Here is a 16,867-nt window from a genome sequence, read left to right as displayed (position 1 = left end):
TCACTCCTCGACGGGTGCGACGGACCTGGTGTTCGTGTCGACGGACAGGAAGATGTCGTTGGCGACGGGGTCGCGCAGCTCCTCGGCGAGCTGCCCGATCAACCCCGCGGTGCGGGCCAGCAACGCGAAGCCCCGCAACAGCTCCAGCGGCAGGCCGAGGTCGGCGAGCACCGCGCCGCACGTGCCGGCTCCGTTGAGCGGCAACGTCTTGCCGAGCACCTGCGGGTGCACCCGGCCGATCGCGGCGAACAGCGACAGGTGCGGTCCGGCGAGGCCCTCCTCCTCGGCGATCTCGAACAGCCGCGGAGTGCGGGGGTCGCCGTTCTTGTGCACGTGGTGGCCGAGGCCGGGGATGCGCGCTTTGCCCTGTGCTTTCACGGTGTCCAGCGCGAGCGCGTCCCAGTCGTCCGGTTCCGGGTTGGCCCGCACGACGGCGTTGAGGAACCGGCCGCAGTCCTCGGTGACGCCGAGGAACCGCGAACCGCCGCCCAGCAACCCCGCCGCGAGCGCGCCCTGCACGGAGTCGGGCGCGGACAGGAACGTGAGGCGGCTGACGATCGCGGTCGGCGTGAACCCGTGGTCCGCCAGTGCCGCGAGCACCGCTTCGAACAACCGCGTCTCGCCGGGGCTCGGCCGGCGCTGGGTGGCGAGCCAGAACGCGAGCTCGCCGAACCCGACGGTGCCCATCACGTCGCGCGCGAGGTCCTTGCCCAGCAACGTGATCGTGTCGGGGGTGGACGCGCCGAGCGCTGTCTCGTAGACCGGTCGTTCGGCCGTCACGCCTGGTCCTCCTTCAGCCACTGCCGCAGTTCGTCACCGTGCTCGTCCAGCCCCGGCGGCGGCAACCGGTACACCGCCGGGGTCTCGGAGAACCGGATCGGGTGCCGCGTCGTCGGGACGTCCCCGACCACGACGACCGGGTCGAGGCCGAACCGCTCGGCCATCGCGAAACCGCCGTCGATCGTGTTGATCGGCCCGCACGGCACGCCGGCCGCCACGAGCAGGTCGAACCACTCGACGGCGCCCCTGGTTCGCAGCCGCTCCTCCAGCACGGGCCGGAGTTCCTCGCGGTTGCGAGTGCGGTCGGCGTTGCGGGCGAACCGCGGGTCGTCCGGCACCTCGGGCAGCCCGAGCACCTCGCACAGCCTGCGGAACTGGCCGTCGTTCGCCGCCGCGACGATCAGGTCGTTGTCGGCGGTCGGCAGCGGCTCGTAGGGGAACACGCTGGGATGCGCGTTGCCCATCCGGAACGGCACGACCCCGCCGGCCGCGTACGCCGAGCTGTGGTTCACCAGACCCGTGAGCGCGGACGACAGCAGGTTCACCTCGACGAGCTGGCCCTGTCCCGTGGCGTCGCGGTGCCGCAGCGCCGCGAGGATGCCGATCACGGCGTGGTTGCCCGCCATCACGTCGAACACCGAGATGCCCGCGCGGTACGGCGGCCCGTCCGGATCGCCGGTGAGGCTCATCAATCCGGAGATCGCCTGCACCATCAGGTCGTAGCCCGGGACGTGCTTTCCCTCGCCGGAGCCGAAACCCGTGATCGACGCGTACACCACGCGGGGGTTGCCCGCGCTGACCGAGGCGTGGTCGAGCCCGTACTTGGCGAGGCCGCCGGGCTTGAAGTTCTCGATCACCACGTCCGCGCGGCGGGCGAGTTCGCGTCCCAGCGCGGCGTCCTCCTCGGAGCGCAGGTCGAGCGCGATCGACCGCTTGCCCCGGTTGACGCCGAGGTAGTAGGTCGACACGTCCTCCCGCACGGGCGGCATCCACGTGCGGGTCTCGTCGCCGCCCGGGCCCTCGACCTTGACGACGGTGGCGCCCATGTCGGCCAGCAGCATGGTCGCGTACGGACCCGCCAGCACGCGCGAGAAGTCGGCGACCAGCAGGCCTTCGAGTGGACCACCCATCAGACGGACGTCCGGGTGTCGCCGCGGTACTCGGTGTACGTGTAGGGGTTGTCCAGCACCTTCGACTCCGGGATGTCGGGGTTCATGCCCTTGGCCCACGCCTCCTCGCCGAGCTCCGACCGCAGGTGGTCGACGGTGTTCTGGACCTGCGTGCGGATCGAGTCCAGGTCGACGCCGACGAGCCTGTGGTCGCGCTTCACGATGCGGCCGTTCACGATCACCGTGTCCACATCGGACCGTTGCGCCTGGAACGCCACGTGTCCGTACGGGTTGAGGATCGGGAACATGGCGGGGGAGTTCTCGTTGCGCAGCAACACGACGTCCGCCTTCTTGCCGACCTCGAGGCTGCCCAGGTCCGAGGAGCGTCCCAACGCGCGTGCGCCACCCATCGTCGCCCACTCCACGACCTGCTCGGCCCGCAGAGCCGCGTGCGTGACGGTGTCGTTCTTGGCGTGCGCGGCCATGTGCTCCCGAGCCCGGTCGGCGCCCAGCGTCGTGCGCATCGCGGAGAACAGGTCTCCGCTCCACCAGACCGACGTGTCCATCGACAGCGACACCGGGATGCCGTGCTCGCGGATCGCCCAGGTGGGCGGGTAGCCCTGGCCCGCGCTCTGCTCGCTCTCGGTCGACACGGAGATCGACCCGCCGGTCGCCGCGATGCGGTGGTAGGAGTCGGCGGACAGCGTCGCCGCGTGCACGTAGATCGACTCGGGCGTCATGAACCCGTTGTCGTACATCAGCCTGATGCCGTCGTCGTTCGTCGCGCCCCACACGCCCGCATGGGTCGTGACGGGCACGCCGAGCTCGCGCGCGACCTCGAAGGCGGGCTTCTCGGGGAACGACGGGTCGCCCGTCACGTCGAACGCGAGCTGGAAGCCCAGCAGGTCGTCGCCGGTGATGCGGCGGGAGACGAAGTCGCGGAACTCGGGCTTGGCCGTCCAGGACGCGGGGCTGTCCTGGATGTTGCCGTACGCCAGCACGAACCGGCCGGGGACCGCCTGCAGCGCGTCGACGGCGGCGTCGGCGTGGTCGGTGGTCTGCAGGCCGTGCGACCAGTCGACGGTCGTGGTGACACCGGCGTCGAGCGCCTCGGCGGCACCCAGCAGGTTGCCGGCGTGGACGTCCTCGGGCCGGAAGACCTTGCCCCACTCCAGGTAGTACCAGACGAAGTACTGCGTGAGCGTCCAGTCGGCGCCGTAGCCGCGCATCGCCGTCTGCCACAGGTGCCGGTGCGTGTCGATCATGCCCGGCATGACGATGCCGCCGGTCGCGTCGACCTCCTCGGTGCCCTCCGGCACCTCCAGCCGCGGCCCGATCGCGGCGATGCGGTCACCGGTGACCAGGACGTCGTGGTCGACGAGGGGCTGGCGGCCGTCCATGGTCAGGACGGTGCCGTTTCTGAGGACGACGGAACTCATGGGGAACTCCTTGACCGTCAGGCGGACAGGTGTCCGTTGAATCCTCAACCTTCTTCCGCGCCGGGTCAACCCCTCAGGACGCGACGACCTCGTGCGGCACCGTGCCGAGCCGGGCGAAGTCGGCGCTGATGTCGCCCGCGACCTGCAGCAGCAACGGCAGGTGGTGCTCGAGCATCCGCTCCACCGACGTCTCCGACGCGTGGCAGTTGACGTTGATCCCGGCCACCACGGCGCCTGTCCCGTCCCGCAGCGGTGCCGCGACCGACCGGATCCCGAGCGCGAGCTGCTCGTCGGTCATCGCCCACCCGCGCGCCCGCACGTCGCGCAGCTCGGCGTCGCGCTCCGCCGCGTCCGGCTGCCACCGCGACGTCAGCCCGGACCGCGTCGGCTGCGCGAGCACGGCCTCCAGCTCGTCCGGCGGCAGCGCCGCGAGCTGCACCTTCCCGAGGGACGTCGGCAGAGCCGGGAACCGCGTCCCGATCTGCACGGACAGCGTGACGATCTTCGGCACCGCCACCCGCGCCACGTAGACGATGTCCGAGCCGTCGAGCTGCGCGATGGACACGGACTCGTTCGTGCGGGCGCAGAGCCGTTCCATGTGCGGCCGGGCCACGTCCCACAACCCCATCGACCGCACGTACGCGACACCCAGGTCGAGCACCCGCGGCGTGAGCGCGAACCCGGTCTCGCCCTGCCGCACGTACCCGAGCTCGACCAGCGTCAGCAGGATCCGACGGGTGGTCGGCCTGGCCAGGTCCGTGGCGGCGGCGACCTCGCTGAGCGTCATCACCGGACGCAGCGGCCGGAACGCGCGGATCACGTCCAGGCCGCGGGCGAGCGCCTCGATGAAGTCGGGGCCGGTGTCAGGGCGAGCAGGCATGCTCCCACGATAACGGACACATGTCCGTTGTCGTGGGAGCGTCAGGGCCTGGAGGCCAGCACCGTGCAGGCCACCACCAGTGCGGCCAGCACGAGCAGAGTCACGCTGACGTCGACGAGAAAATCGATGAGGCGCGCGGTGGCCATGGCGATCAGTCCAAACTGACAGGTTCCTCGCGGCGGGAGCGGAGGCTGGTGAAGGTCACGACGGCCAGGGTCACCACGATGACGCCCAGCGAGACCGGGGTCGGGATCGTCGGCACGGCCGGCCACACGCCGTGGGCCCAGTGCAGCACGAGCTTCAGGCCGATGAACGCCAGGATGATCGCGAGACCGTGGTTGAGGTGCACCAGCTTCGCCAGCACGGACTGGAGCACGAAGTACAGCGCGCGCAGGCCGAGCAGCGCGAACGCGTTGGTGGTGAACACGAGGTACGGGTCCTCGGTGATGCCGTAGACGGCGGGCACCGAGTCGATCGCGAACACGACGTCCGTCGCGAAGATCGCCACCACCACGATCGCGAGCGGGGTGAGGGCGCGGCGGCCGTTCTCGCGGACAAGCATCTTCGTACCGCGGTAGTCGTCGGTGACCGGCATCAGCCTGCGCAGCAGCCGCACCGACCGCATCTTCGACGTGTCCTTCTCGGCGGGCTCGCCGGACAGGGCCGACTGCAGGATCTTCACGGCCGAGGCGAAGAGGACCAGGCCGAACACGAGGAACGCCCAGGTGCCCGCGGACAGCATGGCCGCGCCGGCCGCGATGAACACGCCGCGCAGCACCAGTGCGCCGACGATGCCGTAGAGCAGGACGCGCTGCTGGATCTCCGACGGCACGCTGAACGCGGCCAGCAGCAGCATGAAGACGAACAGGTTGTCGACCGAGAGCGACTTCTCGACGACGAAACCGGTCACGAACTCCAGGGACTGACCGCTGCCGAACTCGTACCAGAGCCAGAGGCCGAACACGAACGGCAGAGCCAGGTAGAAGACGGACCAGCCGGTCGCTTCCTTGATCGACACCTCGTGCGGGCGCCGCGTCACCAGGAAGTCGACGACCAGCAGACCGAGCAGCACCGCGATGCTGATGAACCACAGTGCGGGCGATGCCACGGATTCCACGGGCACAGGACCTCCTCGAACAACGATCGTTCGAGGTCTCCTTCACCCGAGGTCGGGTGGCCTCCCGGGGACACCTTCCGGATGTCCGTACTGACCGGGCAGACGCTTGGGAAGTACTCCCCTCGCCGGACAGCATAGGTAAAGAAATGGTAATGCTCAAGTAAGCCGACCGTGGCTTGCATCTCAAGCGGCTTGAGGTTTGATCGTAGGCGCCATGGACGACAACAGGCTGTACGCGATCGGTGAGGTGGCGCGCCGCACCGGGCTGAGCGTCAGCGCCATCCGCTTCTACTCCGACGAAGGCGTCGTGGCGCCCGCGCGCGTCACGGCGGCCGGGCACCGGCTCTACGACGTGCACGCGATCGCCCGGCTGGAGTTCGTGAGCACGTTGCGCGACCTCGACGCGGGGCTCGAGGACATCCGGCGGCTCCTCGACGGCAGCGTGACGCTGACCGACCTGGCGACGGCACATCTGTCGCGTTTGGACGACCAGGCCCGCCGCATCCGGTCGCGGCAGGCCGTGCTGCGGACGATCGCCCGCCAGCACACCGAGGCCGAGCAGGTGGTCCTGCTGCACAAGCTCGCCGGGATGTCCGACGAGGAACGCGAGCGGCTGATCGACGACTTCTGGAGCGAGATCAGCGACGGGCTCGCGGCCACGCCCGCCTTCCTGGACCTGCTGCGCAGCGAACGGCCGGTCCTGCCGGAGGAGCCGGGCACCGAGCAACTGGAGGCGTGGATCGAGCTGGCGAACCTGCTGCAGGACGCGGACTTCCGCCGCGCGGTGCACGAGCAGTTGCACGAGACCGTGTCCACGCCCGGTGCCCAGGTGATGATGTCGCCGGAGGTGCTGGGCTCGTTCGACCGCGGCGGCGCGATCTTCCAGCGGGCGGACCAGGCGCGCAGGGACGGGGTGCCGGCGGACTCGCCGCAGGGGCGTGAGATCGCGGACGCCTACACGGACCACCTGCGCGAGCTCATGGGGGAGCCGGACAGCACCGAGCTGCGGCGGCGGCTGGCCGCGGACGTCCTGCGCGTCGAGGAGCTGCACCTGGAGTCGATCGCGGAGGCCGCAGGGCCGCGGGACCCGCACACCCGGTACCAGTCGCTGGTGGGGATCATCAACGGAACCTCGCAGGACGCGGCCGACTTCATGCCGTTCGCCTGGTTGTCCGCGGCGTTGGAGATGTCCCCCGCGAGAGCTACAAGCGGATGTCCACCGCGCGGGGACGTTCCGGACGCCGGAAATCCCTAGCTTTTCGGCCATGCGATTTCTGAAGCAGTTGGTCGTCGTGGTGGTCGTGTCGTTCGCGGGCGGAACCGGTGTGCAGGCCCTGGGCTGGAACTGGCCGCTCACCCTGGTCGCCGGGTTCCTCGCGGCGGCGCTGGCACTGGCCGCCTACGCCTGGATCGTCCGCAGGACCGAACACCGCGAGCCCACCGAGGTCTCCCTGAAGACCGCGCCGGGCGCGCTCGGCCGCGGTGTCCTCGTCGGACTCGCGATGTTCGGTGCGGTGATCGTCAACATCGCGTTCCTCGGCGGGTACGAGGTGCGCGGCATCGGGTCGGTCACCGGCATGATCGCGATCTTCGGGTTCATGGTGGCGGTCGCGGTGACCGAGGAGCTGCTGTACCGCGGCGTGCTGTTCCGGATCGTCGAGGAGAAGATCGGGACGTGGCTCGCGCTGATGGTGAGCGGGCTGGTGTTCGGGTTCGCGCACCTGCCGAACCCCGGCGCCACGGTGTGGAGCTCGCTCGCCATCGCGATCGAGGCCGGGCTGATGCTCGGCGCCGCCTACGTGGCCACCCGCAACCTGTGGGTGCCGATCGGCGTGCACTTCGCGTGGAACTTCGCGCAGGGCGGCATCTTCAGCACCAGCGTGTCCGGCAAGGACGCTCCGCAGGGACTGCTGGACGGCGTCACGTCCGGCCCGGCGATCCTCACCGGTGGCGAGTTCGGGCCCGAGGCCAGCGCGTACTCGGTGCTGGCGGGCGTGGTCGTGACGGCGGCGTTCCTGTGGCTGGCCAAGAGGCGGGGCACCCTCGTGCCGCGCCGGGGCCGTGCCGCGTCGGCCGCTACGCTCGACGCGTGATCAGCCTCCAGCGGTGGCGCGGCTGGGACGTCCGCGTCCAGGACGCGCCACTCGCGCTGTTGCTCGCGCTGGGGTCGGTCGTGCCCGCGCTGCACGACAAGGGCACCCAGCTCGGCGGGCTGCCGAACCGGCCGTTCGACCTGCTCGCGATCGCGGTCATCACCTTCGAGTGCCTGCCGCTGGTCGTGCGCCGCAAGTGGCCGTTGCTCTGCCTCGCCGTCGTGTCGATCGCGTTCGCCGTCGACCAGTTGCGCGGCTACCACACCGTCGCCGGGACGGCGCTGCCGATCGCGTTGATCAGCGGGGGCCTGCACGTGTCGCGTCACCGGCGCGCCACCGTGATCGCGCTGACCGCCGGCTACGCGGGACTGGCCGTCGCGTTGCAGCTCCGCGGGGCGACCGAGGGCGTGGCCGGGTTCGTGACCTTCTACCTGGCGATCGCCGCCGCGTGGGGCATCGGCGCGTGGCTGCGGCTCTCCCGCGAGGCCGAGGCAGAACGCCGCCGGCACGTCGCCGCGGCCACGCGGGTCGCGGAACGCACGACGATCGCCCGCGAGCTGCACGACGTGGTCACCCACCACGTCACGGCGATGGTGGTGCAGGCGGAGGCCGCGCGGTACCTGACGGCGGCGCCGGAGCGGCTCGACCAGACGCTGCGGACGATCACCGACACCGGACGCCGGTCGCTGACCGACCTGCGGCACCTGCTCGACCTGCTCAACCCCGACCACAGCACCGAGTCGGTCGGTGACCTGCGCACGCTCGTCGAGCAGACGCGGCTGGCCGGGCAGCCCGTCGAGTTCGCGGAGGAAGGCGAGTCGACGCGGGACGCGGGCAGTGCGGAGGCCGTCGCGTACCGGGTCGTGCAGGAGGCGTTGACGAACGCGCTGAAGTACGCGCACGGCAACCCGACGAACGTGTACGTCCGTTACGGCGAAAGGGACATCACCGTGGAGGTCGGCACCGAGGGCGTGAAGTCGTCCGCGCCGGTCGGCGGCAGCGGGCGCGGCCTGGCCGGGCTGCGCGAGCGCGTCGACGTGCTGGGCGGCGAGTTCTCGGCGGGGCGGCGGGACGGGGGCTTCGTGGTGAAGGCCCGCATCCCCGCGGGGAGCCCGGCGTGACCGTGCGCGTCCTGGTGTGCGACGACCAGGCGCTGATCCGCACCGGGTTCGCCACCATCATCGACTCCCAGCCGGACCTCGAGGTCGTGGGGGAGTGCGGGGACGGGCGCGCGGCGGTCGAGCTGGCCGGGCGGCTGAGGCCGGACGTCGTCGTGATGGACGTGCGGATGCCGGTGCTCGACGGCATCGGGGCGACCCGGTTGCTCGCGGGCGCCGGCGTGCCCGATCCCGTCAAGGTCCTCGTGGTCACGACGTTCAACCTGGACGAGTACGTCTACGAGGCGCTGCGGGCCGGTGCCAGCGGGTTCCTGCTCAAGGACGCGCCCCCGTCGCAGCTGCTGCAGGGCATCAGGACGGTCGCGAGCGGCGCCGCCCTGCTCGCGCCGGAGGTCACCCGGCAGCTGGTCGGGAGGTTCGCCGCGCGCATCCGGCCGGCGGAGGAGGTCGCGGAGACCCAGCTGGCGCCCCGGGAGCTCGAGGTGCTCAAGCTGATCGCGGAGGGCCTGTCCAACAGCGAGATCGCCGCCGCCCTGGTGATCAGCCAGGAGACGGTGAAGACGTACGTGTCGCGCATCCTCACCAAGCTCGACCTGCGCGACCGCGTGCAGGCCGTCGTCTACGCGTACCGCCGCGGACTGGTGACCTGATCCCTCACCGGGGAATCACAAGACGTGACGTGATCGTCACGAAGCGGTAAGAACCAGGACCATGAGAATCCCTGTGGTCCTGTCGATCGTTCTCGCCGCCGGTGCGCTGCTGACGCCGTCGGCCGCGGCCCAGCGTCCCGTCTGGTTCACCTCGTGGGCCGCGTCCCAGCAGCACCTCGCGCCCGTCACGCTGCACGACCAGTCCCTGCGCATGATCACGCACCTCAGCCAGGGCGGCAGCGCGGTCCGGATCCGGGTGCAGAACACGTTCGGCACCCGGCCGTTGACGGTCGACCGCACCACCGCCGGCCTGAGCACCGGCGGCGCGACCGTGGCGGGGACGCGCGACGTGACGTTCGGGGGCCGCCGGTCGGTCACGATCCCCGCCGGGGGAGAGGTGTGGAGCGACAGGACGTCGCTGACCACCGGGCCGGACACCGATCTCGCGGTCAGCATGTACGTCTCCGGCGACGTCGTGCCCGGCCGGCACGAGGCCGCGTTCCGCGAGAACTACCTGACCCCGCCCGGTTCCGGCTCGCACACCACCGACCAGGGCGCCGCGTACACGGAGAAGGTCCAGTCGACCTATCTGGTCAGCGCGGTCGACGTCCTGAACCCCCGCCTGAAGGGCACGGCCGTGTCGTTCGGCAGCTCCGTCGTCGACGGCGTGGGCAGCACCAACTGCGGGCCGGGCTGCACCGAGCTCGGCACCAACAAGCGCTGGAGCGACCTGCTGGCCCGCCGGGTCGTGGCCTCCTCGCGGCCCCAGATCGCCGTCGCCAACGCCGGGATCAACGGCACGACCAGCTCGGTCTGCCCCAACAGTCCGGCGGGTGTCGCCGGGCTGGATGCGTTGTCACGCCTGGAAAGGGACGTTCTCGCGCTGCACGGCGTCACCGACGTCATCTACTACTACGGCACGAACGACCTCGCGAACGGCTGCACCGCCGAGAGCATCCTCACCAGCTACCGCACGGTGTTCCAGCGGCTGCGCCAGGCCGGGATCGCGGTGCACGTCACCCCGATCACGCCCCGGCCCGGCTACAGCGACCAGAACAACCGCGACCGCAACACCGTCAACGAGTTCGTGCGGCGCGGCGGCGACTGCTCGGACACCTGCGCGTCGGTGCAGGACTTCGACCAGGTGCTCAAGGACCCGGTCAAGCCGAACAGCATCGACCCGCGCTACGACACCGGTGACGGCGTGCACGTGAACATCGCGGGCCAGCAGGCGATCGCCGAGTACATCGCCCTGGAGGACCTCTCGTAGGTCAGCGACGCCCGCCCCGCGCGCTGTAGGCGGCGATCCCGGTCACGAACAGCACAGCGGCCGTCCACGTCGTCAGCACGTCGTCCGGGGAGCCCAGCGGCCAGGTGGCGATCCGGCCGGTCACCGACCCGGCGGGGGGCATGATCGCCGCCACCGCCCACCACAGCACCGGCGCGACGGGCGCGAACCGGGCTCCGGCCACCGCGGCCGCGAGCCCGGCCAGGCCGATCATCCCCGCCGTGTCGCGCACGACGAACGCGGCGGGGAACGGCTCCTGCCCGAGCTGCTGCACGGCCAGCACCGAGGCCGTGGCCAGCACGGCGGCCACGAGCAGGTGCGCGCACCGCCACAGCGGCCAGGGGAACGCGGTCGACCGGTCGAGCTCCGGGTCCTGGCCGGTGAGGCCGGTCGTGGCGACCAGGACAGCGGCCAGGCTCGTCAGCGACGCACTGAGCGATGTCCACGGTGAGTGCAGCGCCGACCAGGCGACCAGCACCACGACGGGCAGCGCCACCAGTGCCGCGGGCACCCCGCGCGACCGGGTGTACAGCGCGAGCGGCCTCATCACCGGGTCCCCGTCAGCGCGTCGAGGACGAGTGCGGAGTCCTGGCACGTCAGCAACATCTGCCGGGCCTGGGCGACGCCGTCGAGCTGCTCGCGTGCCGATCGAGCGCGGAACCGCTGCCAGGCCTGGTCGATCTCCGCTCGCAGCCGGTCGTTGTTCCACATGAAGGGGTCGGAGGCCAGCTCGGCCAGCCCTCCGTTGAAGTAGCTGGCCGTGACGTATCGGACGACGCCCTCGTCGGTGTTGAACGAGTTGGGGGCGGCGCAGCCCGCGACGCCCGCTCCCGCCAGCAGCTCGAGCCGCACCTGGTCCTCCGTCATGGTCAGCGGCGGCGGGTAGCCCTGCGACGACACGTACACGACCCGTGGATCACGTTGCGGCGCGGTGAGATGAGCCATCGCCGACGTGTCCTCGCGGACCTCCTCCGGCGCGTCGGGCAGCACCGCGAGCTTCGCCAGCGCCGCCCGTCCCGCCGCGGCCACCACCGGGAGCCTGTCCTCGTGGACCTGACCCACGCAGACCTCGCCGTCGCAGACGAGCCTGCTCGCGATGGAGTCGTTGACCAGCACGTCGGAGTACCTGGCCGGCAGAACCGACACCGCGAGGGCGAGGGCGAGCCCGGCCGGGACGAGTGCTGCCAGGCGGGTGAGGGCGGATCGGGAGACGAGCAGCAGGAACGCCGTCACACCGAGGCCGGTGAACCACAGGACCTGGCCGAGGTCCACGGAGGTGGAGGTCGTGACGAGGTCGGAGTTCGGCGGGGCGAGCACGGGTGTGAGCAGTGCGAGCCGGGAGATCTCGTCGCCGGGGGACCGCGCCTCGACGGCCCGCCCGGCCGCCGTGGCGAGCATGAACGTGCCGACCAGCGCCACCGGCACGGTCAGCGGGTGCGGCAGGAGCCTGCCGATCGCGAGTCCCAGGAGGACACTCGACGACAGGGCGAGCACGACCGTCAGCATGAGCGGGAGGAACCCGATCGACACGAACCCGCCGCCGAAAGCGACCCTCGCCACCAGACCGGCGCACAGCAGGGCCGTGGCGACCGCGACGACGCCCGACACCGCCGTGGCAAGGGTGCCCAGCCTGACCCAGCCGGGACGCGAGGTGGCGGTGAACAACTCCGTGACGCGGGAGCGGCTGTCGCGCATGCCCTGGAAGGCGGCGAACCCGACCACGAGTGCCCAGACGTAGGCCAGCGGCAGGCGGAGTTCGAGCACCGCGGACGTCGAGTTGGCCTGCCACCTGCCACTCTCGGACGTGACCAGCCACAGCATCCCCGTGCCGGAGACCAGCACGAGCAGCCCCGCCCAGAGCGCGGTGGAGCGCCGCAGTTCGATGCGCAGTCCGGTCACCAGGCACCTCCGGCGTTCGCGCTGATCAGCGCCGAGTAGCCGCGTTCGATGGGGCTGTCGCCGACGTGCTCGGCCGTGCCCGCGGTGGCGAGGTCGGCCGGAGTCCCCCGGAACACCAGCGATCCCTCGCTGACGAGCACCACGTCCGTGCAGGCCGCCGCGACGTCCTCGACCAGGTGGGTGGAGATCAGCACGCAGGAGCTGCGGCCCAGTTCGGCGACGAGTTCGCGGAACCGCAGGCGTTGCGCGGGATCCAGCCCGACCGTGGGTTCGTCGAGCAGCAGCACGTCGGGGGAGTTGACGATGGCCTGCGCGATGCCGACCCTGCGGACCATGCCGCCGGACAACGACTTCATGCGGTCCTCGGCGCGGTCGGTGAGCCCGACCCGTTCGAGCGCCGTCTTCACGGCCCCGGGGATGCGTGCGGACGGCATCTCCTTGAGCCATGCCAGGTATTCGACGAACTCACGCACCTTGAACCGCTTGTAGTAGCCGAAGTTCTGCGGCAGGTAGCCGAGCCTGCGCCGCACGGGCCTGAGTCTCCCGTTCGCCGGATTCCCCAGCAACGACAGCGTTCCCGACGTCGGGGACTGCACCGTGGCCAGCGTGCGGATCAGCGTCGTCTTGCCCGCGCCGTTGGGGCCGAGCAGGCCGTGCACGCCCTGGCCGAGCCTGAGGCTCAAGCCGTTCACCGCGTTGCGCTTGCCCAGCCGCACCACCAGGCCGTCGGCTTCGATCGCCTGCATCCCGTTCTCCCTCAAGTGGTTTGCCGCTTCCACCCGGCTAGACGGTGGCGTGGCTCCCGCGGTTCTCGGTGTGGTGTGATCCGGGTCTCGCTCACCAGGTTCCGGGGCGGTCGGGGAGGCCGAGGACGGCGCTGTAGCCGCGTTCGATGGGGCTGTCACCGGCGTGCTGCCCGGTGCCCTTCGCCGCGAGCTGGTCCGGGGTGCCCTGGAAGACGATTTTCCCCTGGGAGAGCAGCAGAACGTCCGTGCACGCGGCCGCGACGTCCTCCACCAGGTGGGTCGAGACGAGCACGCACGTGTCGGTGCCGATCTCCGCGAGCAGCTCGCGGAACCTGAGGCGCTGCGCGGGATCGAGGCCCGCGGTGGGTTCGTCCAGGAGCAGCACCTCGGGGTCGTTGACGATGGCCTGTGCGATGCCGACCCTGCGGATCATGCCGCCGGACAACGTCTTCATCCTGTCGTCGGCCCGGTCGGCGAGCCCGACCCGTTCGACGGCGCGTTGCACGGCCGCCGGGATGTCGCGCATCTCCTTGAGCCACGCCACGTACGCGACGAACTCGCGGACTGTGAACCGGCGGTAGTGCCCGAACTCCTGCGGCAGGTAGCCGACCCGGCGGCGCAGCTCGCGCAACTCCATGCCGCCCAACAGGTTCAGCTCACCGTCGGCTGGCCTCAGGACGGTGGCGAGCGCGCGGATGAGCGTCGTCTTGCCGGCACCGTTGGGTCCGAGGAGCCCGTGCACGCCCCGCCCCAGCGCGAGCGTGACGCCGTCGACGGCCATCTTCCGGCCGGCCTTGACCCGCAGGTCCCTGGTCTCGACCTCCCAGGCGTAGGTGGTGGGCGCGGTCATCGGTTCCCCTCCAGGCGAGTGAACGTCATCCGCCGCAACGCCGTCACGACAAGACCGGCGACGAGCAGTCCGGCCCACACCGGCGTGGCGGCCTGGTCGAACGCCAAGGCGGTGCGGCTGAACGCGATCGTCGGCGCCACGATCACCACGGCCCACGCCGCGACGAGCACGACCGCGGCCCGCGTGACACCGATGACCGTGCCGAGGGCGAGCGTGCCGACCGTGAACGCCAGGCACGGCAACAACCACCGCACGACACCGATGCCGGTGAGCAGTCCGGCGGCCGCCAGCCCGGGCACCGTGACGGCGAGCACCGCGGCCGTCCGCCGCAACACCAGCGGCAACCCCGCCCGAGGGGTGGCGGCGGTCAACTCGTGCGCCGGATCGAGCGACCGCCCCCACGACGCCGCCACCCCGAGCACCGGCAGCACCGGCGCCACGAGCACGACCAGCGACACCCGATCACCCACCACGACCCCGACCCGGTCGAGCGCCACGGCCGCCGCCGTGACCAGCAGGATCATCGCGAGCCACGGCCCCGCCGCCGGCGACACCCACGCGTGCACCCGCCGCCACGCCCTCGTGCGCGGCATCTGGGGTGTGACGTCGAGCAACGGCTCGAGCCCCGCCCACACGGCCTCGGCGATCGGTTCGGGGGCGAGCCTGCCGCGGCACGGTCCGCACGACTCCAGGTGCGACTCGACGGCCCACAGCTGGTCGGCGGGAACGTCCTGGTCGTGCGAGTAGCGGTGCAACAGCTGGTCGCTCGGATGAGCGGTCCCGCCGCGTGGTCCCCGGTTCATGCCAGCGCCTCCCTCATAGCGATCCGGGCCCGCCGGGCACGGGTCTTGACCGTCCCCTCCGGCACCCCGAGCAGCACCGACGTCTCCCGCACCGACAACCCGTCGAGCACCATCGCCTGCAACACCTGCCGCAACTCGGGCGCCAACCGCCGCAACGCGTCCCCGACCTCGTCCCCGACCACCCCGTCGAGCACCGCCTCGTCGGCGGGCGCCACGGTCCCCGGCGCCGCAGCGGCAGGCGGCGCGGCGTGATGTGCCCGCCGCCGGAACGCGTCGATCAACCGCCGCGCCGCGATCGTCCACAACCACCCGACCGCACTCCCACCGGCAGCCGCCCCGGCGAACGCGTCCGCCGCCCGCCACACCGCGAGGTAGGTCTCCTGGAGCACCTCGGCCACGATCTGGTCGTCCGCGCACCGCCGGCGCAGCCTGACGGTCAGCCACGGCGACGTGCGGCGGTACAGCTCCTCGAACGCACGCCGATCACCCCGTGCGACTCGGCGCACGAGCTGCTCCTCGTCGAGGTCGGCCGGCTCACCCCGGATGGCTCTCACACTCCGCAAGACGGTGGGATCGCGGGTCAGGTTCTCGCGGCGGTGTGGTGTGCGTCACGACGGCACGCCGGGTAGCGGCTGAGGTGAGGAGCGGCTGGGAACGGCTGGGGCCGCCGTGGCGTGGTGTCTGGAGTGCAGAGGTCGCCAGGGTGCGGGTGCGGTCGGGTGGCGTGGAAGTGGGTGGGGAGGTGGCTGAGCCGCAGCGGAGGCCGGGCGGCTGCTGAAGGGTCGGGGAGCGGCGCGAACACCGACCGCCAGGGAGTGGCGGAGGTGCCGTGACGCCACCCTCCAGTAATGCTCGCCTCTATAACTTCAGTGCAGACCGAGGCTAATCCCGGGCCAAAGGCAGCCCCACCGCCAGCGTCAACTCCAAGACCCGCTGCGGAGACCCCAAATCCGGAAACAGGTCCCGAAGCTGCCCCATCCGGTACCGAACGGTCTGCGGGTGCACGAACAACGCCGCCGCCACCTCCTCCCGCCGCCCGTGGTGCAACAACCAGGCCCGCAACGTCTCCTCCAACCGCCGCGCGGACGTGGCAGGCAGCTCCAGCAACGGAGCCAACGCACGAGCCCGCAGATCGGCGTAAGCGTCAGGATCAGCGCTCAGCACCAGAGAGGCGAGGTGCTCCTCGGTGTCGCGGATGTCAGCAGAGAGCGACCGAGCACGCACGGCCCGTTCGTACGACGCGTGCGCACGCATCCAAGGACGAGCGGGTCCGACGACGGCGTTACGGCCGATGAGCTGCCGCAAGAGATGAGACCGGTCGGCGTCCGGTACCAGCAGCACGCCCATGGAGTCCGGGAGGTCGTCCAGCACCAGGGTGCCGGGGTCGAGCAGCCGGTAGGCGGGTCTGGCCTGGAAGGCGGGCAGCAACACCACGGTCAGCGCTGCGGGCGGTTGCCAGCCGGCGCGTCCCGCCGAGGTCAGCAGGACTTCGGTGCTCGCGCCGGCGAGCAGGTCGCGGGCCAGTTGTTCGAGGTGTCGCTCGTGGGCGAGGCCTCGGGCGGCCAGTTCGTCGGCGTGGCCCGCGGCCGAGGCCGCGGACAGCTCGTCGATGTAGGCGAAGGTCAGTTCGGCGAACTTCGCGACCTCGGCGGCGGGTAGACCTGCTGGTACGGCTCCTGCGGCCAGGCCTCGCCAGGCCACGCGGGCACCTACCCGGTAGGCGCTCAGCAGGGCGTCCATCGAGCGGCCGTCGCGGACCTCGCCCCGGCCCAGTTCGTAGGCCGCGTCGCTCGCGTCGCCTCCTCCGCCTGTGCCTCCAGCGAGGTCCAAGTAGTGTCCTAGCGCCGTTCGAACCGCACGGCGGATAGTGCTGCCCATGCGTCCGGAGAGGGCGTTCGCGTACGACGGCACCTCGGCGATGATGGCGCGGACCACCTCGTCCGCTGTTGGTCGCAACACCGCCCGAAGTGCGGTGACGGTCTTCTCGTCGAGGGCGAGTTCGGTGGCTCTCCTCATTGCGTGCGTCATGATTTGTTCCCTGCGAACAATCTGAAGGTTCAAATTCACGTCCTGCGGACAGGACTTTACGCCCTGA

At 71.2% G+C, this 16,867-nt stretch carries 17 protein-coding genes; 5 read left to right on the top strand and 12 right to left on the bottom strand.

The genetic code is table 11. From position 1 onward, the window contains the following. The 5 genes from ND450_RS13465 to ND450_RS13445 form a co-directional block, all read right to left on the bottom strand. Nucleotides 1–780, bottom strand: coding sequence for a citryl-CoA lyase (locus ND450_RS13465; RefSeq protein ID WP_253326466.1), 780 nt, complete (start codon nt 778–780; stop codon nt 1–3). Next, nucleotides 777–1,910: a CaiB/BaiF CoA-transferase family protein gene (locus tag ND450_RS13460; RefSeq protein ID WP_253326465.1), complete on the bottom strand. Its 1,134-nt coding sequence runs from the start codon at nt 1,908–1,910 to the stop codon at nt 777–779. Before ND450_RS13460 ends, ND450_RS13465 begins: the two co-directional genes overlap by 4 nt. Beyond that, a complete protein-coding gene (locus ND450_RS13455) occupies nt 1,910–3,328 on the bottom strand; it encodes an amidohydrolase family protein (protein WP_253326464.1) in 1,419 nt (472 codons plus the stop codon). Before ND450_RS13455 ends, ND450_RS13460 begins: the two co-directional genes overlap by 1 nt. A gap of 73 nt (nt 3,329–3,401) precedes the next feature. Continuing rightward, nucleotides 3,402–4,208: an IclR family transcriptional regulator C-terminal domain-containing protein gene (locus ND450_RS13450; RefSeq protein ID WP_253326463.1), complete on the bottom strand. Its 807-nt coding sequence runs from the start codon at nt 4,206–4,208 to the stop codon at nt 3,402–3,404. Nucleotides 4,209–4,359: 151 nt separating this feature from the next. Continuing rightward, the gene (locus ND450_RS13445; protein ID WP_371927703.1) at nt 4,360–5,331 is read right to left on the bottom strand and encodes a TerC/Alx family metal homeostasis membrane protein; all 972 of its coding nucleotides are present in this window, start codon (nt 5,329–5,331) and stop codon (nt 4,360–4,362) included. Between the two features lie 208 nt (nt 5,332–5,539). Between ND450_RS13445 and ND450_RS13440 the strand changes: the two genes are divergently transcribed. From ND450_RS13440 to ND450_RS13420, 5 genes are all read left to right on the top strand, one after another. Beyond that, the gene (locus tag ND450_RS13440; RefSeq protein WP_253326461.1) at nt 5,540–6,580 is read left to right on the top strand and encodes a MerR family transcriptional regulator; all 1,041 of its coding nucleotides are present in this window, start codon (nt 5,540–5,542) and stop codon (nt 6,578–6,580) included. A gap of 10 nt (nt 6,581–6,590) precedes the next feature. Further along, nucleotides 6,591–7,418 (top strand): CPBP family intramembrane glutamic endopeptidase, encoded by an 828-nt coding sequence (locus tag ND450_RS13435; protein ID WP_253326460.1) that lies wholly within the window; start codon nt 6,591–6,593, stop codon nt 7,416–7,418. Continuing rightward, complete coding sequence (locus tag ND450_RS13430; RefSeq protein WP_253326459.1) at nt 7,415–8,539, top strand: sensor histidine kinase; 1,125 nt, start codon at nt 7,415–7,417, stop codon at nt 8,537–8,539. The genes ND450_RS13435 and ND450_RS13430 overlap by 4 nt, the downstream gene beginning before the upstream one ends. Then, entirely contained in the window at nt 8,536–9,186 is a 651-nt protein-coding gene (locus ND450_RS13425; protein ID WP_253326458.1) for a response regulator transcription factor, read from the top strand. The genes ND450_RS13430 and ND450_RS13425 overlap by 4 nt, the downstream gene beginning before the upstream one ends. Before the next feature lie 61 nt (nt 9,187–9,247). Beyond that, nucleotides 9,248–10,456 carry a GDSL-type esterase/lipase family protein gene (locus ND450_RS13420; protein WP_253326457.1) on the top strand — a complete coding sequence of 403 codons (1,209 nt, stop codon included), beginning with the start codon at nt 9,248–9,250 and terminating at the stop codon, nt 10,454–10,456. A gap of 1 nt (nt 10,457) precedes the next feature. On the opposite strand, the gene ND450_RS13415 is transcribed toward ND450_RS13420, so the two are convergent. The 7 genes from ND450_RS13415 to ND450_RS13385 all read right to left on the bottom strand — a co-directional run bounded on the left by ND450_RS13415 (nt 10,458) and on the right by ND450_RS13385 (nt 16,800). Continuing rightward, nucleotides 10,458–11,021 carry a hypothetical protein gene (locus ND450_RS13415; protein ID WP_253326456.1) on the bottom strand — a complete coding sequence of 188 codons (564 nt, stop codon included), beginning with the start codon at nt 11,019–11,021 and terminating at the stop codon, nt 10,458–10,460. Further along, nucleotides 11,021–12,373: a hypothetical protein gene (locus tag ND450_RS13410; protein ID WP_253326455.1), complete on the bottom strand. Its 1,353-nt coding sequence runs from the start codon at nt 12,371–12,373 to the stop codon at nt 11,021–11,023. The genes ND450_RS13415 and ND450_RS13410 overlap by 1 nt, the downstream gene beginning before the upstream one ends. Further along, nucleotides 12,370–13,119 (bottom strand): ABC transporter ATP-binding protein, encoded by a 750-nt coding sequence (locus ND450_RS13405; RefSeq protein WP_253326454.1) that lies wholly within the window; start codon nt 13,117–13,119, stop codon nt 12,370–12,372. Before ND450_RS13405 ends, ND450_RS13410 begins: the two co-directional genes overlap by 4 nt. A 91-nt stretch (nt 13,120–13,210) precedes the next feature. Further along, the gene (locus tag ND450_RS13400) at nt 13,211–13,969 is read right to left on the bottom strand and encodes an ABC transporter ATP-binding protein (protein ID WP_253326453.1); all 759 of its coding nucleotides are present in this window, start codon (nt 13,967–13,969) and stop codon (nt 13,211–13,213) included. After that, nucleotides 13,966–14,772 (bottom strand): zf-HC2 domain-containing protein, encoded by an 807-nt coding sequence (locus ND450_RS13395; RefSeq protein WP_253326452.1) that lies wholly within the window; start codon nt 14,770–14,772, stop codon nt 13,966–13,968. The genes ND450_RS13400 and ND450_RS13395 overlap by 4 nt, the downstream gene beginning before the upstream one ends. Next, entirely contained in the window at nt 14,769–15,317 is a 549-nt protein-coding gene (locus ND450_RS13390; RefSeq protein ID WP_253327914.1) for an RNA polymerase sigma factor, read from the bottom strand. The genes ND450_RS13395 and ND450_RS13390 overlap by 4 nt, the downstream gene beginning before the upstream one ends. Before the next feature lie 337 nt (nt 15,318–15,654). Continuing rightward, a complete protein-coding gene (locus ND450_RS13385; RefSeq protein ID WP_253326451.1) occupies nt 15,655–16,800 on the bottom strand; it encodes a CdaR family transcriptional regulator in 1,146 nt (381 codons plus the stop codon). Nucleotides 16,801–16,867: the final 67 nt, after the last annotated feature.

This window comes from Lentzea sp. HUAS12, assembly GCF_024125735.1.
Classification (GTDB): domain Bacteria; phylum Actinomycetota; class Actinomycetes; order Mycobacteriales; family Pseudonocardiaceae; genus Lentzea; species Lentzea albida.
The sequence above is the reverse complement of the archived record's forward strand: the minus strand, read 5'-3'. Positions and strand labels throughout refer to the sequence as shown.

Excerpts from the sequence above, each read along its gene's own strand:
- ND450_RS13460 (WP_253326465.1), bottom strand. The coding sequence starts at position 1,910 with ATGGGTGGTCCACTCGAAGGCCTGCTGGTCGCCGACTTCTCGCGCGTG.
- ND450_RS13455 (WP_253326464.1), bottom strand. The coding sequence starts at position 3,328 with ATGAGTTCCGTCGTCCTCAGAAACGGCACCGTCCTGACCATGGACGGC.
- ND450_RS13450 (WP_253326463.1), bottom strand. The coding sequence starts at position 4,208 with ATGCCTGCTCGCCCTGACACCGGCCCCGACTTCATCGAGGCGCTCGCC.
- ND450_RS13440 (WP_253326461.1), top strand. The coding sequence starts at position 5,540 with ATGGACGACAACAGGCTGTACGCGATCGGTGAGGTGGCGCGCCGCACC.
- ND450_RS13435 (WP_253326460.1), top strand. The coding sequence starts at position 6,591 with ATGCGATTTCTGAAGCAGTTGGTCGTCGTGGTGGTCGTGTCGTTCGCG.
- ND450_RS13420 (WP_253326457.1), top strand. The coding sequence starts at position 9,248 with ATGAGAATCCCTGTGGTCCTGTCGATCGTTCTCGCCGCCGGTGCGCTG.
- ND450_RS13415 (WP_253326456.1), bottom strand. The coding sequence starts at position 11,021 with ATGAGGCCGCTCGCGCTGTACACCCGGTCGCGCGGGGTGCCCGCGGCA.
- ND450_RS13405 (WP_253326454.1), bottom strand. The coding sequence starts at position 13,119 with ATGCAGGCGATCGAAGCCGACGGCCTGGTGGTGCGGCTGGGCAAGCGC.
- ND450_RS13400 (WP_253326453.1), bottom strand. The coding sequence starts at position 13,969 with ATGACCGCGCCCACCACCTACGCCTGGGAGGTCGAGACCAGGGACCTG.
- ND450_RS13395 (WP_253326452.1), bottom strand. The coding sequence starts at position 14,772 with ATGAACCGGGGACCACGCGGCGGGACCGCTCATCCGAGCGACCAGCTG.
- ND450_RS13385 (WP_253326451.1), bottom strand. The coding sequence starts at position 16,800 with ATGACGCACGCAATGAGGAGAGCCACCGAACTCGCCCTCGACGAGAAG.